The 21,958-nt window shown below is 48.4% G+C and carries 10 protein-coding genes; all 10 read left to right on the forward strand.

Going from position 1 to position 21,958, the window contains the following annotated elements:
* Positions 1–272 precede the first annotated feature (272 nt).
* The 10 genes from C825_RS13010 to C825_RS13055 all read left to right on the forward strand — a co-directional run bounded on the left by C825_RS13010 (position 273) and on the right by C825_RS13055 (position 21,932).
* A complete protein-coding gene (locus C825_RS13010; RefSeq protein ID WP_010802776.1) occupies positions 273–5,807 on the forward strand; it encodes an alpha-2-macroglobulin family protein in 5,535 nt (1,844 codons plus the stop codon).
* Between the two features lie 118 nt (positions 5,808–5,925).
* Positions 5,926–7,224, forward strand: coding sequence for an amylo-alpha-1,6-glucosidase (locus C825_RS13015; protein WP_010802777.1), 1,299 nt, complete (start codon positions 5,926–5,928; stop codon positions 7,222–7,224).
* 15 nt (positions 7,225–7,239) lie between these two features.
* A complete protein-coding gene (locus C825_RS13020; RefSeq protein ID WP_010802778.1) occupies positions 7,240–8,991 on the forward strand; it encodes a class I mannose-6-phosphate isomerase in 1,752 nt (583 codons plus the stop codon).
* Between the two features lie 31 nt (positions 8,992–9,022).
* A complete protein-coding gene (locus C825_RS13025) occupies positions 9,023–10,108 on the forward strand; it encodes an ROK family protein (RefSeq protein ID WP_010802779.1) in 1,086 nt (361 codons plus the stop codon).
* Positions 10,109–10,129: 21 nt separating this feature from the next.
* Positions 10,130–12,502 carry a GH92 family glycosyl hydrolase gene (locus tag C825_RS13030; protein WP_010802780.1) on the forward strand — a complete coding sequence of 791 codons (2,373 nt, stop codon included), beginning with the start codon at positions 10,130–10,132 and terminating at the stop codon, positions 12,500–12,502.
* A gap of 16 nt (positions 12,503–12,518) precedes the next feature.
* A complete protein-coding gene (locus C825_RS13035; RefSeq protein ID WP_010802781.1) occupies positions 12,519–13,664 on the forward strand; it encodes an MFS transporter in 1,146 nt (381 codons plus the stop codon).
* Positions 13,665–13,670: 6 nt separating this feature from the next.
* Complete coding sequence (locus C825_RS13040) at positions 13,671–16,568, forward strand: glycoside hydrolase family 38 N-terminal domain-containing protein (protein ID WP_010802782.1); 2,898 nt, start codon at positions 13,671–13,673, stop codon at positions 16,566–16,568.
* Positions 16,569–16,787: 219 nt separating this feature from the next.
* The gene (locus tag C825_RS13045; protein WP_007658090.1) at positions 16,788–17,351 is read left to right on the forward strand and encodes an RNA polymerase sigma-70 factor; all 564 of its coding nucleotides are present in this window, start codon (positions 16,788–16,790) and stop codon (positions 17,349–17,351) included.
* Positions 17,352–17,420: 69 nt separating this feature from the next.
* Entirely contained in the window at positions 17,421–18,395 is a 975-nt protein-coding gene (locus C825_RS13050) for a FecR family protein (protein ID WP_007658089.1), read from the forward strand.
* Between the two features lie 159 nt (positions 18,396–18,554).
* Positions 18,555–21,932 (forward strand): SusC/RagA family TonB-linked outer membrane protein, encoded by a 3,378-nt coding sequence (locus tag C825_RS13055; RefSeq protein WP_010802783.1) that lies wholly within the window; start codon positions 18,555–18,557, stop codon positions 21,930–21,932.
* The last annotated feature ends 26 nt before the right edge of the window (positions 21,933–21,958 follow it).

Here is a 21,958-nt window from a genome sequence, read left to right on the forward strand (position 1 = left end):
TTATCCAGGTTTTATTTATCGTCATAATGCCCTAAAGCTGATACTATATAAACTGTCACGATATTTTCATCTACTATGATCTCTGCTCTATGTAATGTTTTAGTTGCCATACTTTCCATTGTTATAGTTATTACAAAGATAAGGATAAAAATGAAAGATCAGGTGGAATACGTTCTATCGTAGAATATAATTCTTTATATTTGTGAAATAAGTAGATGTGCTGATGTTTGTTTTTGATCTTGAATAAGTAGTAACCGTTAATTGGAAGAAATATGGCAAGGTATCTTTATTTGATGTGTTTATGCTATTTGTTGTGCCTGTTGGGCAGTTGTACTTCAAAGAGTAGTGAAGGCGAGACGGGAGAGTTGCCTTTTAACCCGCATGTGGAAGCGTTTACCTCGGGTAAAATATCCAGGTATACACCGGTGTATCTGATATTCAATCAGGATATACCACAGGATAAATTACAGAGCGACCGGTTGTCGAAGCTGGTCCGCATCAAACCGGATATAGCCGGAGAGTTCTCTTTTGAGAATAACCGGACTATCGTTTTCAAACCTGCAAAAGAGTTTGACCGGAATACCTCCTACAAGCTGACGGCCGACCTTTCCGAATGGTTTGACGTGACAGGCAAGGACAAGCAGTTTACCTTCGGCTTTTCTACTTTCCCTATGGCGTTGCGTGCCAATCTGGAATCGATGGAGATCAACAAGAAGAACGAGAACGGTTATGATGTACTGTGTACTTTGCTGACCCCCGATAAGGAGATACCGGAAACAGTTGAATCGTTGGTCCGCTTCTCAGAAAAGGTGGATGCTGTATGGCAACACAGCCCCGACGGTAAAAAACATCAGGTTACCTTGCAGAATGTACAGGCCGGAACCGACGGAAGCCGTACGCTTACCCTTTCCGTTGCCCCGAATAAACTGGGCGTTGCCGAAGATAAGCTGCTATCCGTAAGTATCCCGGATATGAACGATTTTGAGGTTTATGACGTGACTTATGTGACGGAACCGGAACGGTATGTGGAAGTGACGTTCTCTAAAGAGCTGGATTCTTCGCAGGATATGCAGGGATTGGCCTTTATCGCCGGGAATACCTCCGAGACGGTGAATGTGGAGGGGAACCGTCTGCGTTTATATCCCGATGCTCAACGTACGGGAGTTATGAATGTACATCTGAACCATCAGATACGCAGTAAGAACGGCCTTACTCTGAAAGAAGATATTACCCGCCAGGTCGAGATCAGCAGCCTTCTGCCGGATGTCAGGTTTGTTGGGCAGGGAGTTATTATACCGCAATCCACTCAATTGCTCGTACCTTTCCAGGCCGTTTATCTTCGTGGCGTTGTGGTACGTGTGATAAAGATATTGGAGCAGAATATCGGCCAGTTCCTCCAAGTGAATAATCTGGACGGGACTTCGGACCTGATGCGTGTGGGCCGCCTGGTTGCACGTAAGACGATCTTCCTGGATGAAGACGGCAGCGATCTTACCCAATGGAACACCTATGCTATCGATATGAAGCAAATGATGGAACCTGAACCCGGTGCCATTTACCGTGTCGAACTTTCTTTCAATAAAGATCTGTCGGCCTATCCTTGCGATGATTCCGTGAAAGTCTCCCGCGAACAATTGCTTGCTGAAGATGAAATCAAATTCAAAGAGGAAAGTTCGCGTTTCGATAATGGCGGATACTATTATTATAATGGTGATTTCGACTGGAGTGATTATAATTACAACGAACGGAATGACCCCTGTTCGAATAGTTACTATTATAATAAGGTAGAAGGCAAGAATGTGCTGGCAACCAACCTCGGCCTGATAGCAATGGCAGGTGAGGATAATGAAATGACGGTCCTGGTGCATAACCTGATGACGACTCATCCGGAGAATGGTGTCAATGTCGCAGCTTACAACTACCAGAACCAGCAGCTGGCATCGGGTATTACGGACAGCCAGGGGCAGACCCGTCTGAAGATAACTTCGGGCAAGCCTTTCTATCTGATCGCTTCTTTGGGAAATGAACGCTCGTATCTGCGTGTGGATGGCGGATCGGCATTGTCGTTAAGCTCTTTCGATGTCTCCGGCGAGGTCGTACAGAAAGGCATTAAAGGATTTATCTATGGTGACCGGGGCGTCTGGCGTCCGGGCGATACCTTGTTCCTGAGTTTTATGCTGAACGACCGTGCCAAAAAACTTCCCGCCAACCATCCGGTGGTAATGGAACTGTATAACCCGTTGGGACAATTATATCTGCGTAAGACACAGACCCGGGGAGAACTGGGTGTGTATTCGTTTGCCATGCCGACGGAACCGGATGCACCGACAGGCGCCTGGAATGTGACTGTAAACGTGGGAGGCGTCAGCTTCACCAAACGCCTGCGTGTGGAATCCATCAAGCCGAACCGTCTGAAGATCGACCTGTCCATGCCCGAAAAGACATTATTGCGCGGCGATCCGCTGAACGCACGTCTGCATACGGAATGGTTGCAGGGAGCAACGGCAAGGAACCTTAAATACGATATTCAGGGAACCTTTATCTCTACACCGACCACTTTCAGCGGATTTAAGGATTTCTATTTCGATGATCCTTCGAAAGTGTTTAACAGCGAAGAGAGCAAACTGATCTCCGGAACGACCGACGAGAAGGGAGACGCCCTTGTGCAGGCGAAGTTTGAGATCGGTTCGACGGCCCCGGGTATGCTGATGGCAAACTTCGTTACCCGTGTGTACGAAGAGTCGGGCGATTTCAGTATCGATGCCAACCGGATGTTGTATTCGCCTTATAAGCGCTATGCCGGTATCAAGTCGCCGCAGCAGACACGCGAACAACTCAATACAGGAAGTAATTACACCTACGAAGTCGCTTCGGCCGATTACCTGGGCAACCCGCAGGCCAATACGGAACTGGAGGTGCAGGTCTATAAAGTGTATTGGTACTGGTGGTGGAGTTCCGACAACAGTAGCCTGGCAAACTATGTCTCCGACTCCTACAACAAACCCGTCAAAAATATGACAGTCCGTACCGGGGAGAACGGGCGCGGGACCTTTAGCTTATCGTTCGGCAATGAAGAGTGGGGCACTTACTTTATTTCTGTGAAGGATAAGGAAAGCAAGCATTCGACCGGTGTCATGAGTTATTTTGACTGGCCTTATAACGAGGGACGGAGGAATGCCGACGGCAGTGAATCGGCCAGCATGCTGACCTTCAAGACGGATAAGGATAATTACCAGCCGGGCGAGAAACTGGTTATCACCATCCCTTCAGCCAAAGGAAGCCGTGCCGTTGTCAGCATAGAAAACGGCACGAAGGTATTGTCCGTTACCGAACATACCTGTGACGACCAACAGACCGTAATCAAACTGGACGTGACCAAAGAGATGCAGCCGAATGCCTACGTTTATGTAACGTTGTTGCAGCCTCACGGAATCACAAAAAACGATTTGCCGATCCGTATGTACGGCGTTGTCCCGTTCACGGTGACCTCTCCGGAAAGTCATTTATATCCCCAGATCAGCATACCGGACGAGATCAAGCCGGAAGCCAACTATGAGGTAACCGTTTCCGAAAAGGACGGCCGCGAAATGGCCTATACCTTAGCCATTGTGGACGAAGGCCTGCTCGACCTGACCCGTTTCCGCACCCCTGAACCCTGGAAGGCGTTCAATGCCCGCGAAGCCTTGGGCGTAAGCACCTGGGATATGTATAATTTCGTAGTCGGCGCTTACGGCGGACGTATCGAACAATTGTTCAGCATCGGTGGCGACGACGCCCTTAACAAGGGGCCGAAAGCCATTGTGAACCGTTTCAAGCCGGTTGTCATGTTCGACGGCCCGTTCCTGCTGAAGAAAGGGGAGAAGCAGCGTCATTCCTACCGGATGCCGAACTATAACGGTCGGGTGAAGGTCATGGTCGTAGCCGGCAACGGTGAAGCCTACGGAAATGCCGACAAGAGCGTTTTCGTGCGCAAGCCTGTGATGTTGCTCGGAACGTTGCCCCGTGTGATCGGTGTCGGCGAAGAGATGGTTGTCCCCGCTACCGTATTTGCTACTGAGAACGGTGTCGGAAATGTCAATGTCTCGATCAGTTGTTCCGATAATATGGAAGTCGTGGGACCGGCCACCCAACAATTGAACTTTACGGAGAAGAGCGACAAGCTAGCCTCGTTCCGTATCAAAGTGAAAGATCAGCCGGGAGCCGGACGCGTAACGATCACTGCATCGGGCAAAGGCGATAAGTCGGTTTACACAACGGATATCGAGATACGTTCAGTCTCCCGCCCGCAGGTGAAGGTATTGCCTGTCACTCTGGAAGCCGGCAAGTCCTGGAAAGAAACGGTTCAGATGCCGGGAATGAAAGGTACCAATTCGTTGACACTCGAAGTATCCGACGTGCCGCCTTTGAACCTGTCTTCCCGCCTGTCATACCTGATCGGTTATCCGCACGGATGCGTCGAACAGATCACCTCCAAAGGTTTCCCGCAATTGTATGTCGGTGAATTTGCTGCTTTGTCGAAGGCGCAGCAGACAACGACCGGAAACGCTGTTAAGGAAGTCATCCGTCGCTTGCGTTCTTACCAGACGGTAGACGGTGCATTCTCTTACTGGCCCGGCGGAACCAGCAGCAATGCCTGGGGAACGGTCTATGCCACCCACTTCCTGCTTTCTGCCGAGACGAAAGGATATCTGGTGCCCGACGGCATGAAACGGAATGTCCTGAATAACCTCCGCCGTGTGGCACGCGACTGGAAGCCCGTCAACTCCTATTATTCCCGTTCGGAAGAGATGACGCAAGCCTATCGCCTCTATGTTCTCGCCTTGGGACAGACGCCGGAAGTAGGCGCCATGAACCGCCTGAAAGAAAATAAATCGTTGCAACCGATGAGCCGTTGGCTGCTTGCCTCCGCCTATGCCTTGATCGGCCGCAGCGACGTGGCAAAGAACCTGATCGAAAAGACTACGGAACTGAAAACAGATTATTCGGACTACGACCTTACATTCGGCAGCGACCTGCGTGACCAGGCCATCCGCCTGATGACGCTTACCCTGCTCGGAGACGGTAAGGAAGCCGCCCTGCTCACCCGTGACATCTCGAAAGAACTTTCGTCGGACGATTGGCTGAGTACGCAATCCACGGCCTTTGCCCTGGTATCCCTCTCCGAATACATGGCAAAATACAAGGTGGGCGGATCGATGGATTTCACCTATTCCTGCGCCGGAAAGAATGACAAAGTCAGCTCCGTCAAGAACGTTTGGACGGAAACCTTACTGGAAAAAGCTGGGGCATCCGCTTCCGTAGAACTAAAGAACACCGGAACATCGACCTTGTTCGCCCGCATCATTACCGAAGGTATTCCCGAACAGGGCAAGGAAGAAGCCTATGCGAACGGCCTGTCGCTGGCCGTCAGCTACACCGACCAGAACGGCCGGGCTGTGAATATAGCTGACATGCAGCAGGGAACGAATTTCATAGCCGTGGTGACGGTCAAGAATCCTACCGCCCGTGGCATAAACAACCTGGTCTTGACGGAAATATTCCCTGCCGGCTGGGAAATCCTGAACACCCGCTTCCTGAACGACGGGGCGACGGACAAGACGGCCACAGGCATAAATTATCAGGATATTCGCGACGACAAGGTGTATAGTTACATCGACTATCTGCCTTCCGGCCGCCAGGTGACGGTAAAGATCAATCTCTGTGCCGTTTATCCGGGACGTTTCTATCTGCCCCCGGTTTATTGCGAAGCCATGTACGATAATTTGGTACGGGCGAATACCGAAGGGAAAGAAGTGGTTGTAGAGTGAAAATAACCGGCATTCCCGAACTTCCAAATCGTAAGATAGTCCAACTACATCGAAACAAATGCTTGTTTTATTCAGAAGTAACCTTTTTATCTTTGCCGTGGATAAATACAACTGATTCATGAAGAAAAAACACTTACTCTTTGCTTTGTTTTGTAGCGGACTTCTATCCTGTACAGCGCCTACAGCAACTCAACAGTTAGCCGGGGATATCCTGGCCGACCAAAGTTTTCATACCGTCGACAGTATGGCCCGTGCCGTAATCCGCAGCGGTTTTAATGCCGGAAGCGGTTACTCCCAGATATGGGCGCGCGATATGAATACCTTTATTGAAGTGGCCTGCGAAGAAAGCAACCCGTCCGATCTGCGCAATGCGATCCTGCTGTTTTTTGCCCTGCAACAGCCAAACGACGAGATGATAGACGGATATGTCCTGAAAACAGACTTCAACTGGGGTGACGATCATCCTTATTATTCTGATGCCGCGCCCGACCATGTCGCTTTCAAGAATACAGTCGAAACAGACCAGGAATCTTCCCTGATCCATATCGTAGGAAAGTATATCCGCAAGACCGGCGACACCTCTATCCTGAACGAAGTGGTAGCCGGCCGCACCGTCTACGATCGTATGGTCGGAATGATCGACTATCTGATGAAGGAACGTTATAACGAACAATATGGCCTTCTCTACGGAGCCATGACGACAGACTGGGGCGACGTGCAACCCAACGACGATTTCGGTTGCGATATGAATGAATTGTCGGACCCAGCGATCGATGTCTACGACAATGCCATGTTTATCATCGCCCTCGATTTTATGCAGGAGATGACTGCGGATAATGTGGATAAGACCCGCTGGAAAGAACTTCGCCAGCATATAGCAGCGAATACCCGCAAACATCTCTGGGATGAACAGCGTCAGAAGTTTATTCCCCATATCTACCTGGAGAAATCTCCGATACCGGAAGGCTTTAACGAACTGGACGTGCATTATCACGGAGGAACCGCCATCGCGATAGAAGCCGGCCTGTTGTCTCCCGAAGAAATAGCCGTTGTCAATGCGCAGATGTTGGAGAATGTCCGCCTGTCCGGTATGCCGAGTATCGGTCTTACGTTGTATCCTACTTATCCGGAAGGGTTCTTCCGTGGTGGAATGTCCAAACCCTATATTTATCAGAATGGGGGAGACTGGACCTGGTTCGGCGGTCGTATGATCCAGCAGCTCATTGCCAACGGCATGGTGAAGGAAGCCTATGAAGAAGTGCGTCCGATGATCGATCGCGTCATAAAGAACCAGGGATTTTATGAATGGTACGGCAAAGGTGGCGTACCCAGCGGTTCCGGTCATTTCAAAGGCTCGGCCGGGGTACTGGCGAAAGCTATCGAGATGTTCAATCAATGGTCGGAAGAGAATAAATAATAAAATATCATACAAATGAGAAAAAGTAATTACGATAAAAGCCCCTCGACAACCGTCGACGGGGCTCTTTGGAAAGGTTGGGAGTCTGTTCTGGATAAGTTGAAGGACGTATGCAACGTCCCGGAAGAGTTGGCACGAAAGGTCGTTGTCATTGAATGTTATCATGGTGTATACCCGGAGGAACTGGCTGAACACCTGGCAACATTGCATCCTTCTTTGATGATTCATTCGGATCAATGTTTTAAAGGCGTAGAAGATATTGAGAAGATGACGCGTCCTTATCTGACAGACGATCGCCTTTTTGGACGCCGTGCCCCGTTTTACTATGCAGACTTCCTGGATGCGGACAAAGTAAAAGAATGCCGGGAAAAGATAAAAGCTGCGACCGGACTGGTAATCGTTTACGGGCATGCTGCGGCAGAGGTTGTTCCCGAAGCTGATGTACTGGTCTATGTCGATATGGCACGTTGGGAGATACAACAACGTTTCCGCCAGGGAAAGATCGACGGCCTGGGAGTAAAAAACCGGGAGGAAGCGCCTTCGCTCCATTACAAACGCGGATATTTCATTGACTGGAATGTTTGTGACGCCCTGAAAAAACAACTGTTACCGAAAGCAGATTACTGGCTGGATACTCATATCCCCGGTATGCCTAAAATGATAACCGGCGAAACCCTGCGTGCTGGACTGGAAAAGACAGCCCGTAAACCGTTCCGTGTGGTTCCTTTCTTCGACCCGGCCCCCTGGGGAGGACAATGGATGAAGGAAGTCTGCGACCTCGATAAGGAACAGGCAAACTTCGGCTGGTGTTTCGACTGCGTGCCCGAAGAGAACAGCCTGTACCTGAAAGTAGAAGGCGAACTGTTTGAGATGGCCTCTAATAATCTTGTATTTTATCAAACCCGTAACCTGTTGGGAGGCCCGGTCGAATCGCGCTTCGGACAGGATTTCCCGATCCGTTTCGACTTCCTGGATACGATGGGAGGGGGCAACCTCAGTTTGCAGGTACACCCGACTACCCAGTATATCCGTGATACGTTCGGCATCTATTATACACAGGACGAAAGCTATTATCTGTTGGACGCCGGAGAGGATGCAACCGTTTACCTCGGTCTGAAAACGGGCGTGAACCCGGATGAGATGATCGACGCATTGAATGAAGCCCAGGTATCGGGTAAGCCGTTCGATACGGAGAAGTACGTAAACAAATGGCCGGCCAGGAAACATGATCATTATCTGATCCCGAACGGCACTATCCATTGCTCCGGTTCTAATGCGATGGTACTGGAGATCAGTGCTACCCCGAGCCTTTTCACATTCAAGTTATGGGACTGGGGACGCCTGGGGTTGGACGGCAAACCGCGTCCTATCAACATCACCCACGGTTCGCATGTGATACAATGGGAACGGCAGACGGAGTTTGTACGCGACCAGTTGGTCAACCATTTCGAACCGCGTGCCGAAGGCGAAGGTTGGGTAGAAGAACGTACCGGTCTGCATGAAAATGAGTTTATCGAAACCCGCCGCCACTGGTTTACCGGCACAGTGCCGCACAATACAGGTGGGGGAGTCAACGTTTTTAATGTGATAGAAGGAGATGAACTGATCGTGGAAAGTCCGGTAAATGCGTTTGAACCGTTTATCGTTCATTATGCCGAGACATTTATCGTACCGGCCGTAGTCGGTGATTACACGATCCGCCCGTATGGCATTTCAGAAGGAAAAACCTGCGGAACGATCAAGGCTTATGTACGGACGAAAGGATAATAATCGAATATCAATTAAACACATATATATAATGTATAACGATAACCGCATAGTAATGACCCTTGATGCCGGAGGGACCAACCTGGTCTTTTCGGCTATCCGTGGGGGAAATGAGATAGTGACTCCTATTACGTTGCCCTCTTGTGCCTGTAATCTGGAACAGTGCCTGGGGCAATTGGCCACAGGTTTTTCCCGGATTCGCGAACAACTGACGGAAGCCCCGGTTGCCATCAGTTTTGCTTTTCCCGGGCCAGCCGATTATTCGGCCGGTATTATCGGTAATCTGCCGAACTTTCCTTCTTTCCGCGGAGGCGTAGCGTTGGGCCCGTACCTGGAAGAAAAGTTCGGCATCCCTGTCTTCATCAATAATGACGGCGACCTTTTTGCTTATGGCGAAGCGCTTACCGGCGCATTGCCGGAGGTAAATCTTCGTCTGGAAAAGGCGGGAAGCATTAAGCGTTATAAAAATCTGCTCGGCGTAACACTCGGTACCGGTTTTGGTGCCGGAGTCGTGATAAACGGTGACCTGCTGATGGGAGACAATGCGGCCGGAGGTGATATCTGGTGCTTCCGCAACAAGAAACACCAGCAATATATCGTAGAGGAAAGTGTCAGTATCCGAGCCGTGCAGCATGTCTATCGCGAGCTTTCCAGCGACACTTCCGCTTTGACTCCGAAAGATATTTTCGATATCGCCGAAGGTACCCGTCCCGGAAATCAGGATGCCGCCCGCCGTGCCTTTGCCGAATTGGGGGAAATGGCCGGGGATGCCATAGCGCAGGCCATCACTTTGATCGACGGTCTGGTCGTGATTGGCGGAGGACTGACCGGTGCTGCCAAATATTTCATGCCTGCCTTGCTTGAAGAGATGAATAGCGAGACCGGTATGATGGACGGAAGCCGTTTCAGCCGTCTGCAAAGCAAAGCATTCAATTTGGATGACGAAGCGGACTTCAACCGGTTTGCCCGAGGGGAAGCGGTGAAGATACCTGTTCCCGGTTCGGACCGCCAGGTGGATTACGACCCTTGCAAACGCATCGGTGTCATGATAAGTAAGCAGGGGGCCAGCCGTTCGGTCGCTTTGGGTGCTTATGTATATGCCTTGAATCATTTATAAGAATGTAAAAATAAATACGCCATGAATACAAACTGTTTAATAACTCCGGTTCTCACCCTTCTGACAGGCTTGCTGGTTGTTTCCTGCTCGCCGGTGAAAGAAGAGAAGGCGGTTGCGGAGAACCTGTCCCAATATGTGGAACCACGTATCGGGACGGCACATTGCCGCTGGTTCCATTTCACCCCCGGTGCGATGCCTTTCGGTATGGCGAAGCCTGCTCCGTCGACAAACGCCCATCTGGGGAATAACTCCGGCTGGGAAGCAACCGGCTATGATTATCGCGATACTTCCATTGAAGGTTTTCCCTGTCTCCACGAGTTTCAGGTGGGTGGTATCGTCCTGATGCCGACGGTGGGTGAGTTGAAGACTGTCCCCGGTGCCGTGAATGATTCGACCGGAAGCGGTTACCGTTCCCGTTTCGATCATTCGGAAGAGATTGCCACTGCCGGTTATTATTCTGTGAATCTGCAAGACTACCATATCCGGGCAGAACTGACAGCCACCCCTCGTGTGGCTTTTCAGCGTTATACGTTCCCTGCTTCCGAAGAAAGCCGTATCCTGTTCGATATAGGTAACCGGCAGGGCGAGAGCGGTGTCGTGAAGGATGCCTCCGTCACGTTGAATGATGACGGGACGGTTGAAGGCTGGGTGATTACCTTGCCGGAATATGTAAAGAAATACCAGCCGGGCGCAACAGTTCCGTTGTATTTTTCTGCCCAGTTGGATAAACAGCCTTCCGGATACGGCACCTTCATCGGTGAAAAGGTACAGCCGGATGCAAAACAGGTTTCCGGAGTCGGTTCGGGTTTATATCTTACCTATAAGACTGCGGAAGGAGAAAGCATTACTGCCAAGGTCGGCCTGTCGTATACCTCTGTGGAAAATGCTCGTCTGAACCGTGATACGGAAGCCCGCACGCTTACCTTTGACGAGGCGAAAGAGGCGGCTCACCGACAATGGGAAGACTACCTCGGACGCATCCGGGTAGAGACACCGGTTAAAGAAGATAAGGTGAAATTCTATACCGGCCTTTACCATGCCCTGCTGGGACGCGGCCTTGCCAGCGATGTAAACGGAGCCTATCCCCGTAACGACGGTAGTGTGGGGCAGATACCGATGAAAAATGGCAAGCCTGCCCATAACCTTTATAATACCGATGCTGCCTGGGGAGCGCAATGGAATCTTTCGCAAGTTTGGATTTTGGCTTATCCTGAATATGCATCCGATTATATCAGCAGTCATTTGCTGGTCTACAAAGATGCCGGATGGTTGGCAGATGGCTTGGCCAATAGCCGTTATGTATCGGGGGTAGGGACCAACCTGCTGACTACGATTCTGGCCGGGGCTTATCAGTGCGGTATCCGTGATTTCGATGTCGACCTGGCTTATGAGGCTTCTATTAAAAATGAACTCGACGGTACGAACCGTCCGCTGGGGGCCGGAAAGGTCGATACGGATAAGTTCCTTGAATACGGATATGTCCCCCATCTGGAAAATGGTAATGGTCCCGACGAGGCCTTTATGTTCTCCGCTTCCCATACATTAGAATATTCTTACAGTGCCTGGGCAGTCGCTCAATGGGCAAAGAAATTGGGTAAGACTGACGACTATGATAAACTGATGTGGTTGTCGAAAGGCTGGGAACGTATCTATGATCCGTCCACTAATTTTGTTCATCCGAAGAAGGCTGATGGAAGTTTCATTGATAACTTCAACCCGATGCAGGTGTGGCGCGGTTTCCAGGAAGGAAATGCCTGGCAGTACACGTTCTATGTGCCGCATGATGCGGAAGGCTTGGTCGGCAAGGTCGGAGCCGATGTTTTCAATCAGCGTCTCGACAGTATTTTTACTGTTTCCCGCGAGCTGATCTTCAGCGGTGGTACGGAGGTCGGAGCCTTTGCCGGTCTGCAAACTTTGTATAATCATGGCAACCAACCTTGCCTCCATATCTCCTGGCTGTTCAACGAGGCGGGACGTCCTTCGCTGACCCAGAAATGGGTACGTGCCATTCTGGACGAGTTCTATGGAACGGATGGTATTCATGGTTACGGTTACGGGCAGGATGAAGACCAGGGACAGTTGGGTGCCTGGTATGCGATCGCTTCCCTGGGACTGTTCGATGTCAAAGGACTGACAGACCCGCAACCTTCTTTTGCTTTGGGCAGCCCTGTATTCGATAAAATAACGATTCAGCTGAATAATACATATTATAAAGGAAAAGAATTTGTTATCGAAGCAAAGAACAACAGCAAAGAAAACTATTACGTTCAGCAGTACCGTCTGAATGGTAAAGTCTATCCAACTACCCGCATTCCTTTTGAAACAATTGCAGCCGGAGGACGTCTGGAACTGGATATGGGGAATCAGCCGGTAGATACATACAATGATTATTGAAAAAACAATACATACCATGAATAAACAAAATTCGAAAGCCATTTATCCCATCCTCTTCGGTTTCTTTGTGATGGGCTTTGCAGATGTTGTCGGCATAGCAACCAACTATGTAAAGGTAGACTTCTCCCTGTCTGATACGTTGGCAAACCTGATTCCGATGATGGTTTTCCTTTGGTTCGCCCTGTTTTCTATTCCGACAGGAGTTATGATGGGAAAGCTCGGACGACGTAACACGGTGGTCATCGCGTTGGCTGTTACAGCCCTGGCGATGTTGCTGCCTCTGTTCTTTTATGACTTTGCTTGCATCCTGCTGGCCTTTGCCTTGTTGGGGATCGGTAATACTATTTTACAGGTTTCTCTGAATCCGATGGTGGCTAATGTAGTTAGTCCGGACCGTATTACGAGTGTCCTGACTCTGGGGCAATTTATCAAGTCGATTTCCTCTTTCCTCGGCCCGATCATTGCCGGGGCGGCTGCCTCTTTCTGGGGTGACTGGAAATTGATATTCCTTGTTTACGCAGTAACGACACTGATCTCTACGATCTGGCTGATCTCCACGATCCCGGGAAAGGAAAAGCTGGAAGAGGCCGGGGCTACCTTTGCTACCACCTTATCCCTGTTCAAGGATAAATATATCGTATCCCTGTTCCTGGGGATCCTTTTTATTGTCGGTATAGATGTCGGCTTGAACACTACTATCCCCAAGTTGCTGATGGAACGGACAGGTATGCCCGTTTCCGAAGCCGGACTGGGTACCAGCCTTTATTTTGCCGCCCGTACGATCGGTTCGTTTGCCGGAGCTTTCCTGCTGGCGAAACTCTCCGGTGCCCGCTTCCTGAAATATAGTATGTTTGTTGCGATAGCAGCATTTGTCTTGTTGTTGCTGGTTCCGGATATGTGGAGCATGTTTGTTATGATCGTTATTGTAGGGTTGGCGTGTGCGAATGTCTTTTCGATCATCTTCTCATACGCCCTTCAGCACAAGCCGGAACGGGCAAATGAAATATCCGCCCTGATGATTATGGGAGTATCCGGTGGTGCCCTGATAACGCCGTTGATGGGAATTGTTGCCGATGGTTTCGGACAGGTTGCCGGATTGTCCATCCTCCTGCTTTGCATCCTTTATATTTGTATAATCTCTTTTAGAATCGATAAAAAATAGATGCTTATGAAAACGCTTAAAACCTTATTCCTGGCAGGACTGGCATTGTTTGCTATGTCATCCTTTGCCTGGAGCGGTTCGACCGCTCCGCCGGGGATCGAGACGCATCTCTTTCCCGCTTTGTATAAAACAGCGAAAGGACCGGTACAGAAAGTACGGGTTACGGTAAAACACGAAGGAGCCTCCGCCAATGCAACGATTACCCTGGGCGATCAGTCCCGGAAAGTGAAATTGAATGACGGGCCGAATCCCTTCTTTTTTGAGATACCGCAGATACAGTCTACCGTGCAGTTGCCTCTGACAGTAACTGTCGGTAAGGAGCAAGAATCTGCCCGGGTGGAAGTAAAACCTGTCCGTCACTGGCAGATGAATATGGTGCAGCATACGCATACCGATATCGGCTACACCCGTTCGCAAACCGAAATCCTGGCAGAACATCTCCGTTACATCGACTATGCGCTCGACTATTGCGACGCTACCGATAATTACCCCGACTTTGCCAAGTTCCGTTGGACCTGTGAAATCGCCTGGGCCGTCAGCGAATACCTGAAATGCCGCCCTGCCGAACAGATCGCCCGCCTGAAAAAGCGGGTAGCCGAAGGACGCATCGAACTGGCTGCCATGTATCTGAACTTCGACGAATTGCCCGACGAACAGACATTGGCCGCCTCCCTCTACCCGTTGAAGGCTTTCCGTGAAGCAGGAATGAAAGCGGAAGTCGCTATGCAGAACGATGTGAACGGTATCGGCTGGTGCTTCACTGAATTTTTTGCCGATGCAGGTGTGAAATATGTAAATATGGGAACACACGGTCATCGTGCCCTGATCTGTTTCGACATACCGACCGTATTCTGGTGGCAGTCTCCTTCCGGGAAAAAGGTGTTGACTTATCGTGCCGAACATTACAACCAGGGAAACTTCTTCGGTATCCACACCGATAACTTCGAGCAGTTCGAAGAACGCGTCCTGAATTATCTGGGTGAAATGGAAGCCAAGAACTATCCGTACGATATCGTTGCCGCCCAGCACTCCGGTTATTTTACCGATAATTCGCCCCCTTCGACCAAGAGTTGCGAGATGCTGATGAAGTGGAATGAGAAATACGAATGGCCCAAACTCCGCACGGCAGTTGCCAGCGAGTTTATCAAAGATGTAGAGACGAACTATGCCGATAAGATACAGACTATCCGTGGCGCATGGCCTGACTGGTGGACAGACGGTTTTGCTTCCGGTGCCCGTGAAGCGGCTATTTCCCGTATCACTCATTCGGACATTATCGCCAACCAGGCAGGTCTGTCTTTTGCCGGTATGCTGGGAGCCAAACTTCCTGCCCAGATCGGTAACCAGATAGACGACATCAACAAGGCCCTGCTGTTTTATGATGAACATACATTCGGTTACAGCGAAAGCGTCCGTAATGCTTATTGCAAGGAAACCTGGGAGCAGCGTTCCCTGAAACAATCGTATGCCTGGGAGGCTTACCGTCATTCCGGTTTGCTGGGAGAAGTGACGATGGGATTGTTGCAGTCTTTCGTGCCGAAAGCCGAATATCCCTCGGTGGCTGTCTTCAATACGTTGAACTGGACATATAGCGGTATAGCCAAAGTGTATATCGATCACCAGATATTACCTCGCGAAAAAGCCTTTGAAATAGTGGATGCTTTCGGGAATATCATTCCTGCGCAACCGGCGGAAAGCCGTTCGGACGGTACTTACTGGTCGCTTTACGTGAAAGACGTACCTGCCTTTGGGTATGCCCAATATTATATAAAGGTAAAAGACGAGCCTCGTCCTGCCGTGCAATTGGCAGATAAATTGGAGAATGCTCATGTCGAGAATCCCTGGTATGCCATCGACTTCAATACTCGCAAGGGAACCATCAGTAAACTGTTCGACAAGGAACTGAACAAGGAGCTGACTACCCCGAATGCCGAGTGGGAGCTGGGCGAATTTATCTACGAGATCATCGACAGCCGTCATCCGATGGAACAGTACCGCGCACCGCAATTCCTTCGCCGTCGTCCCGAACGGATCCGTTTCGAGCGTTACGAAAAGGGAGCGATCTGGGATACGTATCGTTTCCGTGGCGAGACCGTTGCCGGTCGTGAACCGAACAACCTGATGGTCGAGTTCCGTGTATTCAATGTGACAAAGAAGATCGATATTGTTTACCGTCTGCGTAAAAAAGCCATTACCGATCCCGAAGCTGTCTATATCTCGTTCCCGTTTGAGGTGAATCAGGGAAAGATATTCCTGGATGTTCCCGGCGGAACGATCGAAGCGGGTGTAGACCAGATTCCCGGTTCATCGAACGACTGGTACACCGTCCAGAACTTTGCTACGGCGCGTAACAGCGAATCGCAGGTCGTGATGGGCAGTCCTGAAATACCGTTGATGCAGTTCGGGGCAATCAACACCGGACGCTATAAAGCCGGTGCCGTTCCCCAATCCACCAATATGTATTCCTGGCCGATGAACAACTATTGGGTAACCAATTTCAATGCCGACCAGATGGGTGAACTGCAATGGAGTTACTTTATCAATTCAAGCAAAGACAACTCGATTGGTTATGCCACCCGTTTTGCCTGGGAGAACCGCATCCCGTTCCTGACCCGCGTATTGCCGGCGGGAGCGAAGGGAAGCAAAGTCGTATCTCCTGCTTCCGTGTTCAATATCTCATCCGACAATTTGTTGCTGGTGAATATGAAACCTGTTGAAGGAGAAAACGCCGTGATGCTTCAGTTGCGCGAGATTGCAGGAAAACCGGCTGAATTTGCCGTTACTTCCGATAAGGTCAACTTTACGAAAGTCACTGTTTGTGATGTAGTGGGAGACCCGATTGCCGGAAATGCAACAACAGACTTTGTCCCCTGGGAGAATAAGTTTATAAAACTTTCCTGGTAATCTATCTGTAAGATAAAGCGATGCCACTTATGAAACTATCCTTCTGTAATAAAGGATTTTCATAAGTGGCATTTTTTTATTATTCCCTTTGATACGTTTGGTAAATAAATATTTCTTACCTGAACTTTATTGCAGTGAAAGTATCTTTTATATCTTTGCTGTCATTATAACATTCATGTCTATGGTATTCTGTAAAGAATAGTAACTCCTGATATAAAAATGCAAGTGGAAAATACAGATATTTTGCTGAAAGATGTACGGAATAATTTTGACAAAATCTATGTCCTATATTATTCCCGTATGTTCCGTTTTGCTAAAGAATATGTATTGTTTGACGAAGATGCGGAGAATATAGTACAGGATGTTTTTCTCCTGTTGTGGGAAAAGAGGGAAGTGTTGGATATACAGATCAGTTTAGTCTCCTATCTTTTCGCTCTGGTTAAAAATAAATCCCTGGATTACCTCAGGCACAAGGTAATAGCAGATGAATATAAACAGGAACTTAGTGCGAAGTTAACCGCCCTTGAATTATTGAATTACTCTTTTACTTCCGATGAAGAAATAGAACAAATTCTGATGACGGCAATCAATAAACTTCCGGAACGCTGTCGGCAGGTATTTCTCAAAAGCCGTATCGAAGGAAAGAAAAACCGTGAGATAGCCAATGAGCTTAACTTAACCGTAAGTACGGTGGAAAACCAGATGACCATTGCCCTGAGGAAACTCCGTGTAGAGTTGAAGGATTATTTGCCTCTGCTACTCTTTCTTTTAGATGTTAAATAATATTTATTTGCCCGACGGCTTTAGGAGGAAACCGCTTTTGAAACGCTCTCCTTGTATAAAAGCCGGAAAATGCACATTTTAATAACAAAATACTTTGAAGGAGAAATAACGGCAGCCGAAAGAAAGTTGTTATTCTCGATGATCCAGACAGATGAGAAGTTGAGGAAAGACTTTTCTTCTGTACAGAACCTGTATGCTTTATCTTCCTGGTTACCAAATGAAAATGACGAATTTGAGGCTGTGGATAAATTAGCCGCTTTCAAACATACCCATTGCAGGAAAAAGCGTTATCCGATACATATCCTTAAACATGCTGCCGGTTATGCCGCTGCCATTTGTATAACAATTCTCTCGACCTGGATGGTCATGAATGACCGGGAACCGGCTGAAGAAATGGTCACTTACGAGGAATTTACAACCCCGTCCGGACAACGGGCGATGGTGAAACTGCACGACGGAACGACTGTCTGGTTGAACGCCCGTTCCACACTCCGCTATCCGAATCATTTTGCCCGTGAAGAACGTAAAGTGGAACTGGACGGGGAAGCCTTTTTCGATGTTGAACATAATGAACATAAACCTTTTGTGGTGTCAACGGAGAAACTGGATATAAAAGTCCTGGGAACGAAGTTTAATGTATTTGCCTATAAAGGCCGGGAAGAATTTAATACGGCATTGCTGGAAGGTTCGGTGAAAGTATATGAGCGTATGAACGAGGAAAAGGCGTTGTTTATGAATCCAAATGAATGTGTGGAATTAAAAGATAATAAATTAGTGAAACGCCCTATGGGCAATACCGATTTTCTGCTGTGGAAAGAAGGTATTTATGCCTTTGATGACGTCCCGTTTGAAGACATAATAAAGAAGTTTGAATTATATTATGATATCGTGATAACGGTCAATAATAGCAAGCTTATGAAATATAAGTTTAGTGGAAAATTCCGGCAGAGGGATGGGGTGGAAAGTGCACTCCGCACACTGCGGAAAGTCTATTATTTTACTTATATTAAAGATGAAGAAAACAATAATATTGTAATACGATAAAGACTGAGAGAATAAAATATGTTCAACCTTTAAATCATCATTTGCCTATGGAAATATAAAGAATAAAAAAACGGCCGAAAGACGTTCCCGCATCCATTCGGCCGCATGCTAACACGTAATCAAAGTAATTAAGTATTAACAAATAATGGAAACAAAGTTATGAAAAAAGAACCGAAAATTCTAAATGTTATGAGAATTTCAGCCATTCTGCTTTCCCTTTGTGTATTCTCTTCCTTTGCTTCAAAGACCAGTTCGCAAAACGTGAAAGTGAATATGAGCGGAAAGAATATGACTATCGCTAATTTTATAGATCAGATTGAACAGCAGACAGATTATCTGTTTGTCTATAGTAAAAATGAAGTAGATGTAAATAAAACCATTCCTGTAAAAGCCGGAAGTAAATCCGTTGCCCAATACCTGAATGACGCTTTTGCAGACTCGGAAGTGAAGTTCGCTTTTGAGAATGATTATATCGTACTGACGAAGAACAGCTTGCTTTCTATCAAGCAGCAAGGTAAGAAAGTAACCGGTTCGGTAACCGATTCGTCCGGAGAGCCTGTCATCGGTGCCAATGTGGTAGTGAAAGGAACAACCAACGGTACGATCACGGATGTCGATGGTAAATTCTCCCTGGAGATTCCGGATAAAGCGGTATTGGTGATCTCTTATATCGGTTATCTGACCCGCGAAGTCTCGGTAAACGGCCAGTCGACTGTCAGTGCAGTACTGACAGAAGATACACAGGCGCTGGATGAAGTCGTTGTTGTCGGCTACGGAACAATGCGCAAATCGGATGTAACAGGATCTATCGGAGTTGCCAAAGGAGAGGAACTGACAAAGAATCAGAACTTCAGTGCATTGGATAACCTGCGCGGTAAAGTCTCCGGCGTCAATATCTTCTCGAATTCCAGCCAGCCGGGAGCCTATGCGAACCGTGTCATTATCCGTGGTATGGCTACTATCAACTCTTCTTCCGAACCGTTATATGTAGTGGACGGTGTCGTGATGGAAGACTTCGGACTGGTTAACCCGAATGATATCGAATCCATGGAAGTGTTGAAAGACGCTTCTGCTGCTGCCATCTACGGTGCACGTGGTGCCAACGGAGTTATTATGGTCACAACCAAACGGGGAAAGAAAGACGGCGAAGGAACCTCTGTCAGCTATCAGGGGTCGGTCAGCGTCAGTCATATTGCCCGTAAGATGGACTTGCTGAATTCGCAGGAATGGGTAGACACTTTCATGAAAGGGTTGGAGAATGAAAATACCTATATGGGGAAAGACTGGTCGTTGGACCGTTCCTATTGGTTCCATGACCGTAACTATTTCGATGAAAACGGTAATCCTTTGTATGATACTGACTGGCAGGATGAAGCTACCCGTACGGCTGTTTCACATAACCATCAGATAAACATACAGCAGGCCGGCAAGAACTCTTCTATGGGTGCTTTCCTGAATTATACCGATCAGCAGGGTATTGTTAATAATACGTATAACAAACGTCTGAATGCCAAGGTCGCTTACGATGCCAATCCGACTCCCTGGTTGTCTACGGCTGTTAACCTGTTGGTTAACCATACATGGGGACGCTATACTCCGGAAGACGGCGGCGGACAGGATGCCCGCCGTACCATGATCGAGATGGTTCCCTGGCTGCCGGTCTATGATGCCAACGGTGATTATACGACAAGCACCACTTCTTTGAGCGAAAGCAATTATTTCGGTCTGGAGGGCATGTCCAATCCGGCTATGATCCTGGACTTGCAGAAACGTATGCGATATAATACGCAGATATTCGGTAATGCTGCGCTGACTTTCCATCTGATGGACGGCCTGGACCTGAAGACCCAGTTCGGTATCGACAGCCATAATGCAACCTACAGGGGATATTCTTCCATCTCCCTGAATAATATCTCCATGCCTAACGGTTGGGCTGAATACCAGAACTGGAACTCACTCTACTGGCAGGAAGAAACTTATCTGACTTACAGTAAAGTATTCGGCGATCACCGCATAAACGCCATGGCCGGTTTATCCTGGCAGGAACGCACACAGCGTTGGAACAAATCCCGTACGGAAGGTTTTGCTGACGACTTCTACGAAGACAACAACATGGCTGTCGGAACCAATCCGGGCAGTCCGGAATCAAGTTGGGAACGTTGGGCTATGAACTCTTATTTCCTGCGTTTGGCTTATACCTATAAAGATCGTTACTCGGCAACCGTTACCGGCCGTGTCGATGGTTCTTCCAAATTCGGTGATAACAATAAATATGCCTTTTTCCCCTCTGCTGGTCTGGCATGGAATATCTCTCAGGAAGATTTCCTGTCTGACAGTGAAGTGATAAGCAACCTGAAACTGCACACCAGTTATGGTTTGACCGGTAACTCTGAAATTGGTCCGTACAATTCGTTGGGCAAGACGGATGCCGGAACGCATCTGATCGACGGTAAACGTGCTCCCTGGTCTTATATCAAGACCATGTCGAACCCGGATCTGAAATGGGAAAAGACGGGGCAGTTTGATATCGGTTTCGATATTGGCTTCTTCCAGAACCGTTTGAACTTGGATATCGCTTATTATAACAAGAAAACGACCGACTTGCTTTTGGACTGCCCGGTCCCTCACTCGACAGGATTCAGCACGATCTTTAAAAATATCGGAGCAGTAAGAAACCAGGGTATGGATTTGATGGTGAATGCAACTCCGGTACGTAGTAAAGAATTCAACTGGAACTCAGTAGTAAACCTGAACTATAACAAAAATAAGATCCTTGCTCTGGGTGATACCGATGCCGATGTGTATCTGTACGATTGGGTAAACGGCGGCAGTATCCTGCGTGTCGGAGAAAGTATGGGTAGCTTCTATGGCCTGCAACGTTACGGTGTTTATACGATAGAAGACTTTGAAGCCGGCAATTGCGAAAAGAATCAGATAGGCCGTGCAAAACGCTCTTCCGAAAAAGAGATCATCGGTAAAGGATTACCGGATTGGACGGGTAGCTGGATCAATAACTTCTCTTACAAGAATTTTGATCTTACACTGGATTTGCAGTTTGTATGGGGTGTTGAAACGTTGCAGCGTTTCTTCCACTCAACTTATGACCGTTTCGGTATAACCAACGGCTTGAAGAATATCCTGTATGATGCCTATGACGGAACAAATCCGGGAACCATGCAGCAGATGATCTATCTGCAAAGCGGCGACCATAACGGAGAAAAACATGCCGGCCAGGATACGACAACCGACTCTCAATGGGTTGCCAACGGTTCTTATCTGCGTTGCAACATGTTGCAGATAGGATATACATTTGAAAAGAATGTCGTCAAGAAACTCGGTTTGTCCGGTTTGCGCCTGTATGCTAGTGGTAATAACCTGTTCCAGATTGTCTCTAAGGATTTCCTGGGTTACGACCCCGAATCGACTTCCGAGACCAGTTCGACGGACAAGGGAGCCGGCAAGTTCGGCCAGAACATGACTTTCTTCTCTTATCCGAGAGCACGTACGTTTACTTTCGGTGTTAATGTGACTTTCTGATTCATTTAACTAATTAAGACGATTAA

Source organism: Parabacteroides sp. ASF519 (genome assembly GCF_000364265.2).
Lineage (GTDB): Bacteria > Bacteroidota > Bacteroidia > Bacteroidales > Tannerellaceae > Parabacteroides > Parabacteroides goldsteinii.

Coding starts and splice junctions, on each gene's coding strand:
- C825_RS13030 (WP_010802780.1), top strand. CDS start 10,130: ATGAATACAAACTGTTTAATAACTCCGGTTCTCACCCTTCTGACAGGC.
- C825_RS13020 (WP_010802778.1), top strand. CDS start 7,240: ATGAGAAAAAGTAATTACGATAAAAGCCCCTCGACAACCGTCGACGGG.
- C825_RS13025 (WP_010802779.1), top strand. CDS start 9,023: ATGTATAACGATAACCGCATAGTAATGACCCTTGATGCCGGAGGGACC.
- C825_RS13010 (WP_010802776.1), top strand. CDS start 273: ATGGCAAGGTATCTTTATTTGATGTGTTTATGCTATTTGTTGTGCCTG.
- C825_RS13040 (WP_010802782.1), top strand. CDS start 13,671: ATGAAAACGCTTAAAACCTTATTCCTGGCAGGACTGGCATTGTTTGCT.
- C825_RS13015 (WP_010802777.1), top strand. CDS start 5,926: ATGAAGAAAAAACACTTACTCTTTGCTTTGTTTTGTAGCGGACTTCTA.
- C825_RS13035 (WP_010802781.1), top strand. CDS start 12,519: ATGAATAAACAAAATTCGAAAGCCATTTATCCCATCCTCTTCGGTTTC.
- C825_RS13045 (WP_007658090.1), top strand. CDS start 16,788: ATGCAAGTGGAAAATACAGATATTTTGCTGAAAGATGTACGGAATAAT.
- C825_RS13055 (WP_010802783.1), top strand. CDS start 18,555: ATGAAAAAAGAACCGAAAATTCTAAATGTTATGAGAATTTCAGCCATT.
- C825_RS13050 (WP_007658089.1), top strand. CDS start 17,421: ATGCACATTTTAATAACAAAATACTTTGAAGGAGAAATAACGGCAGCC.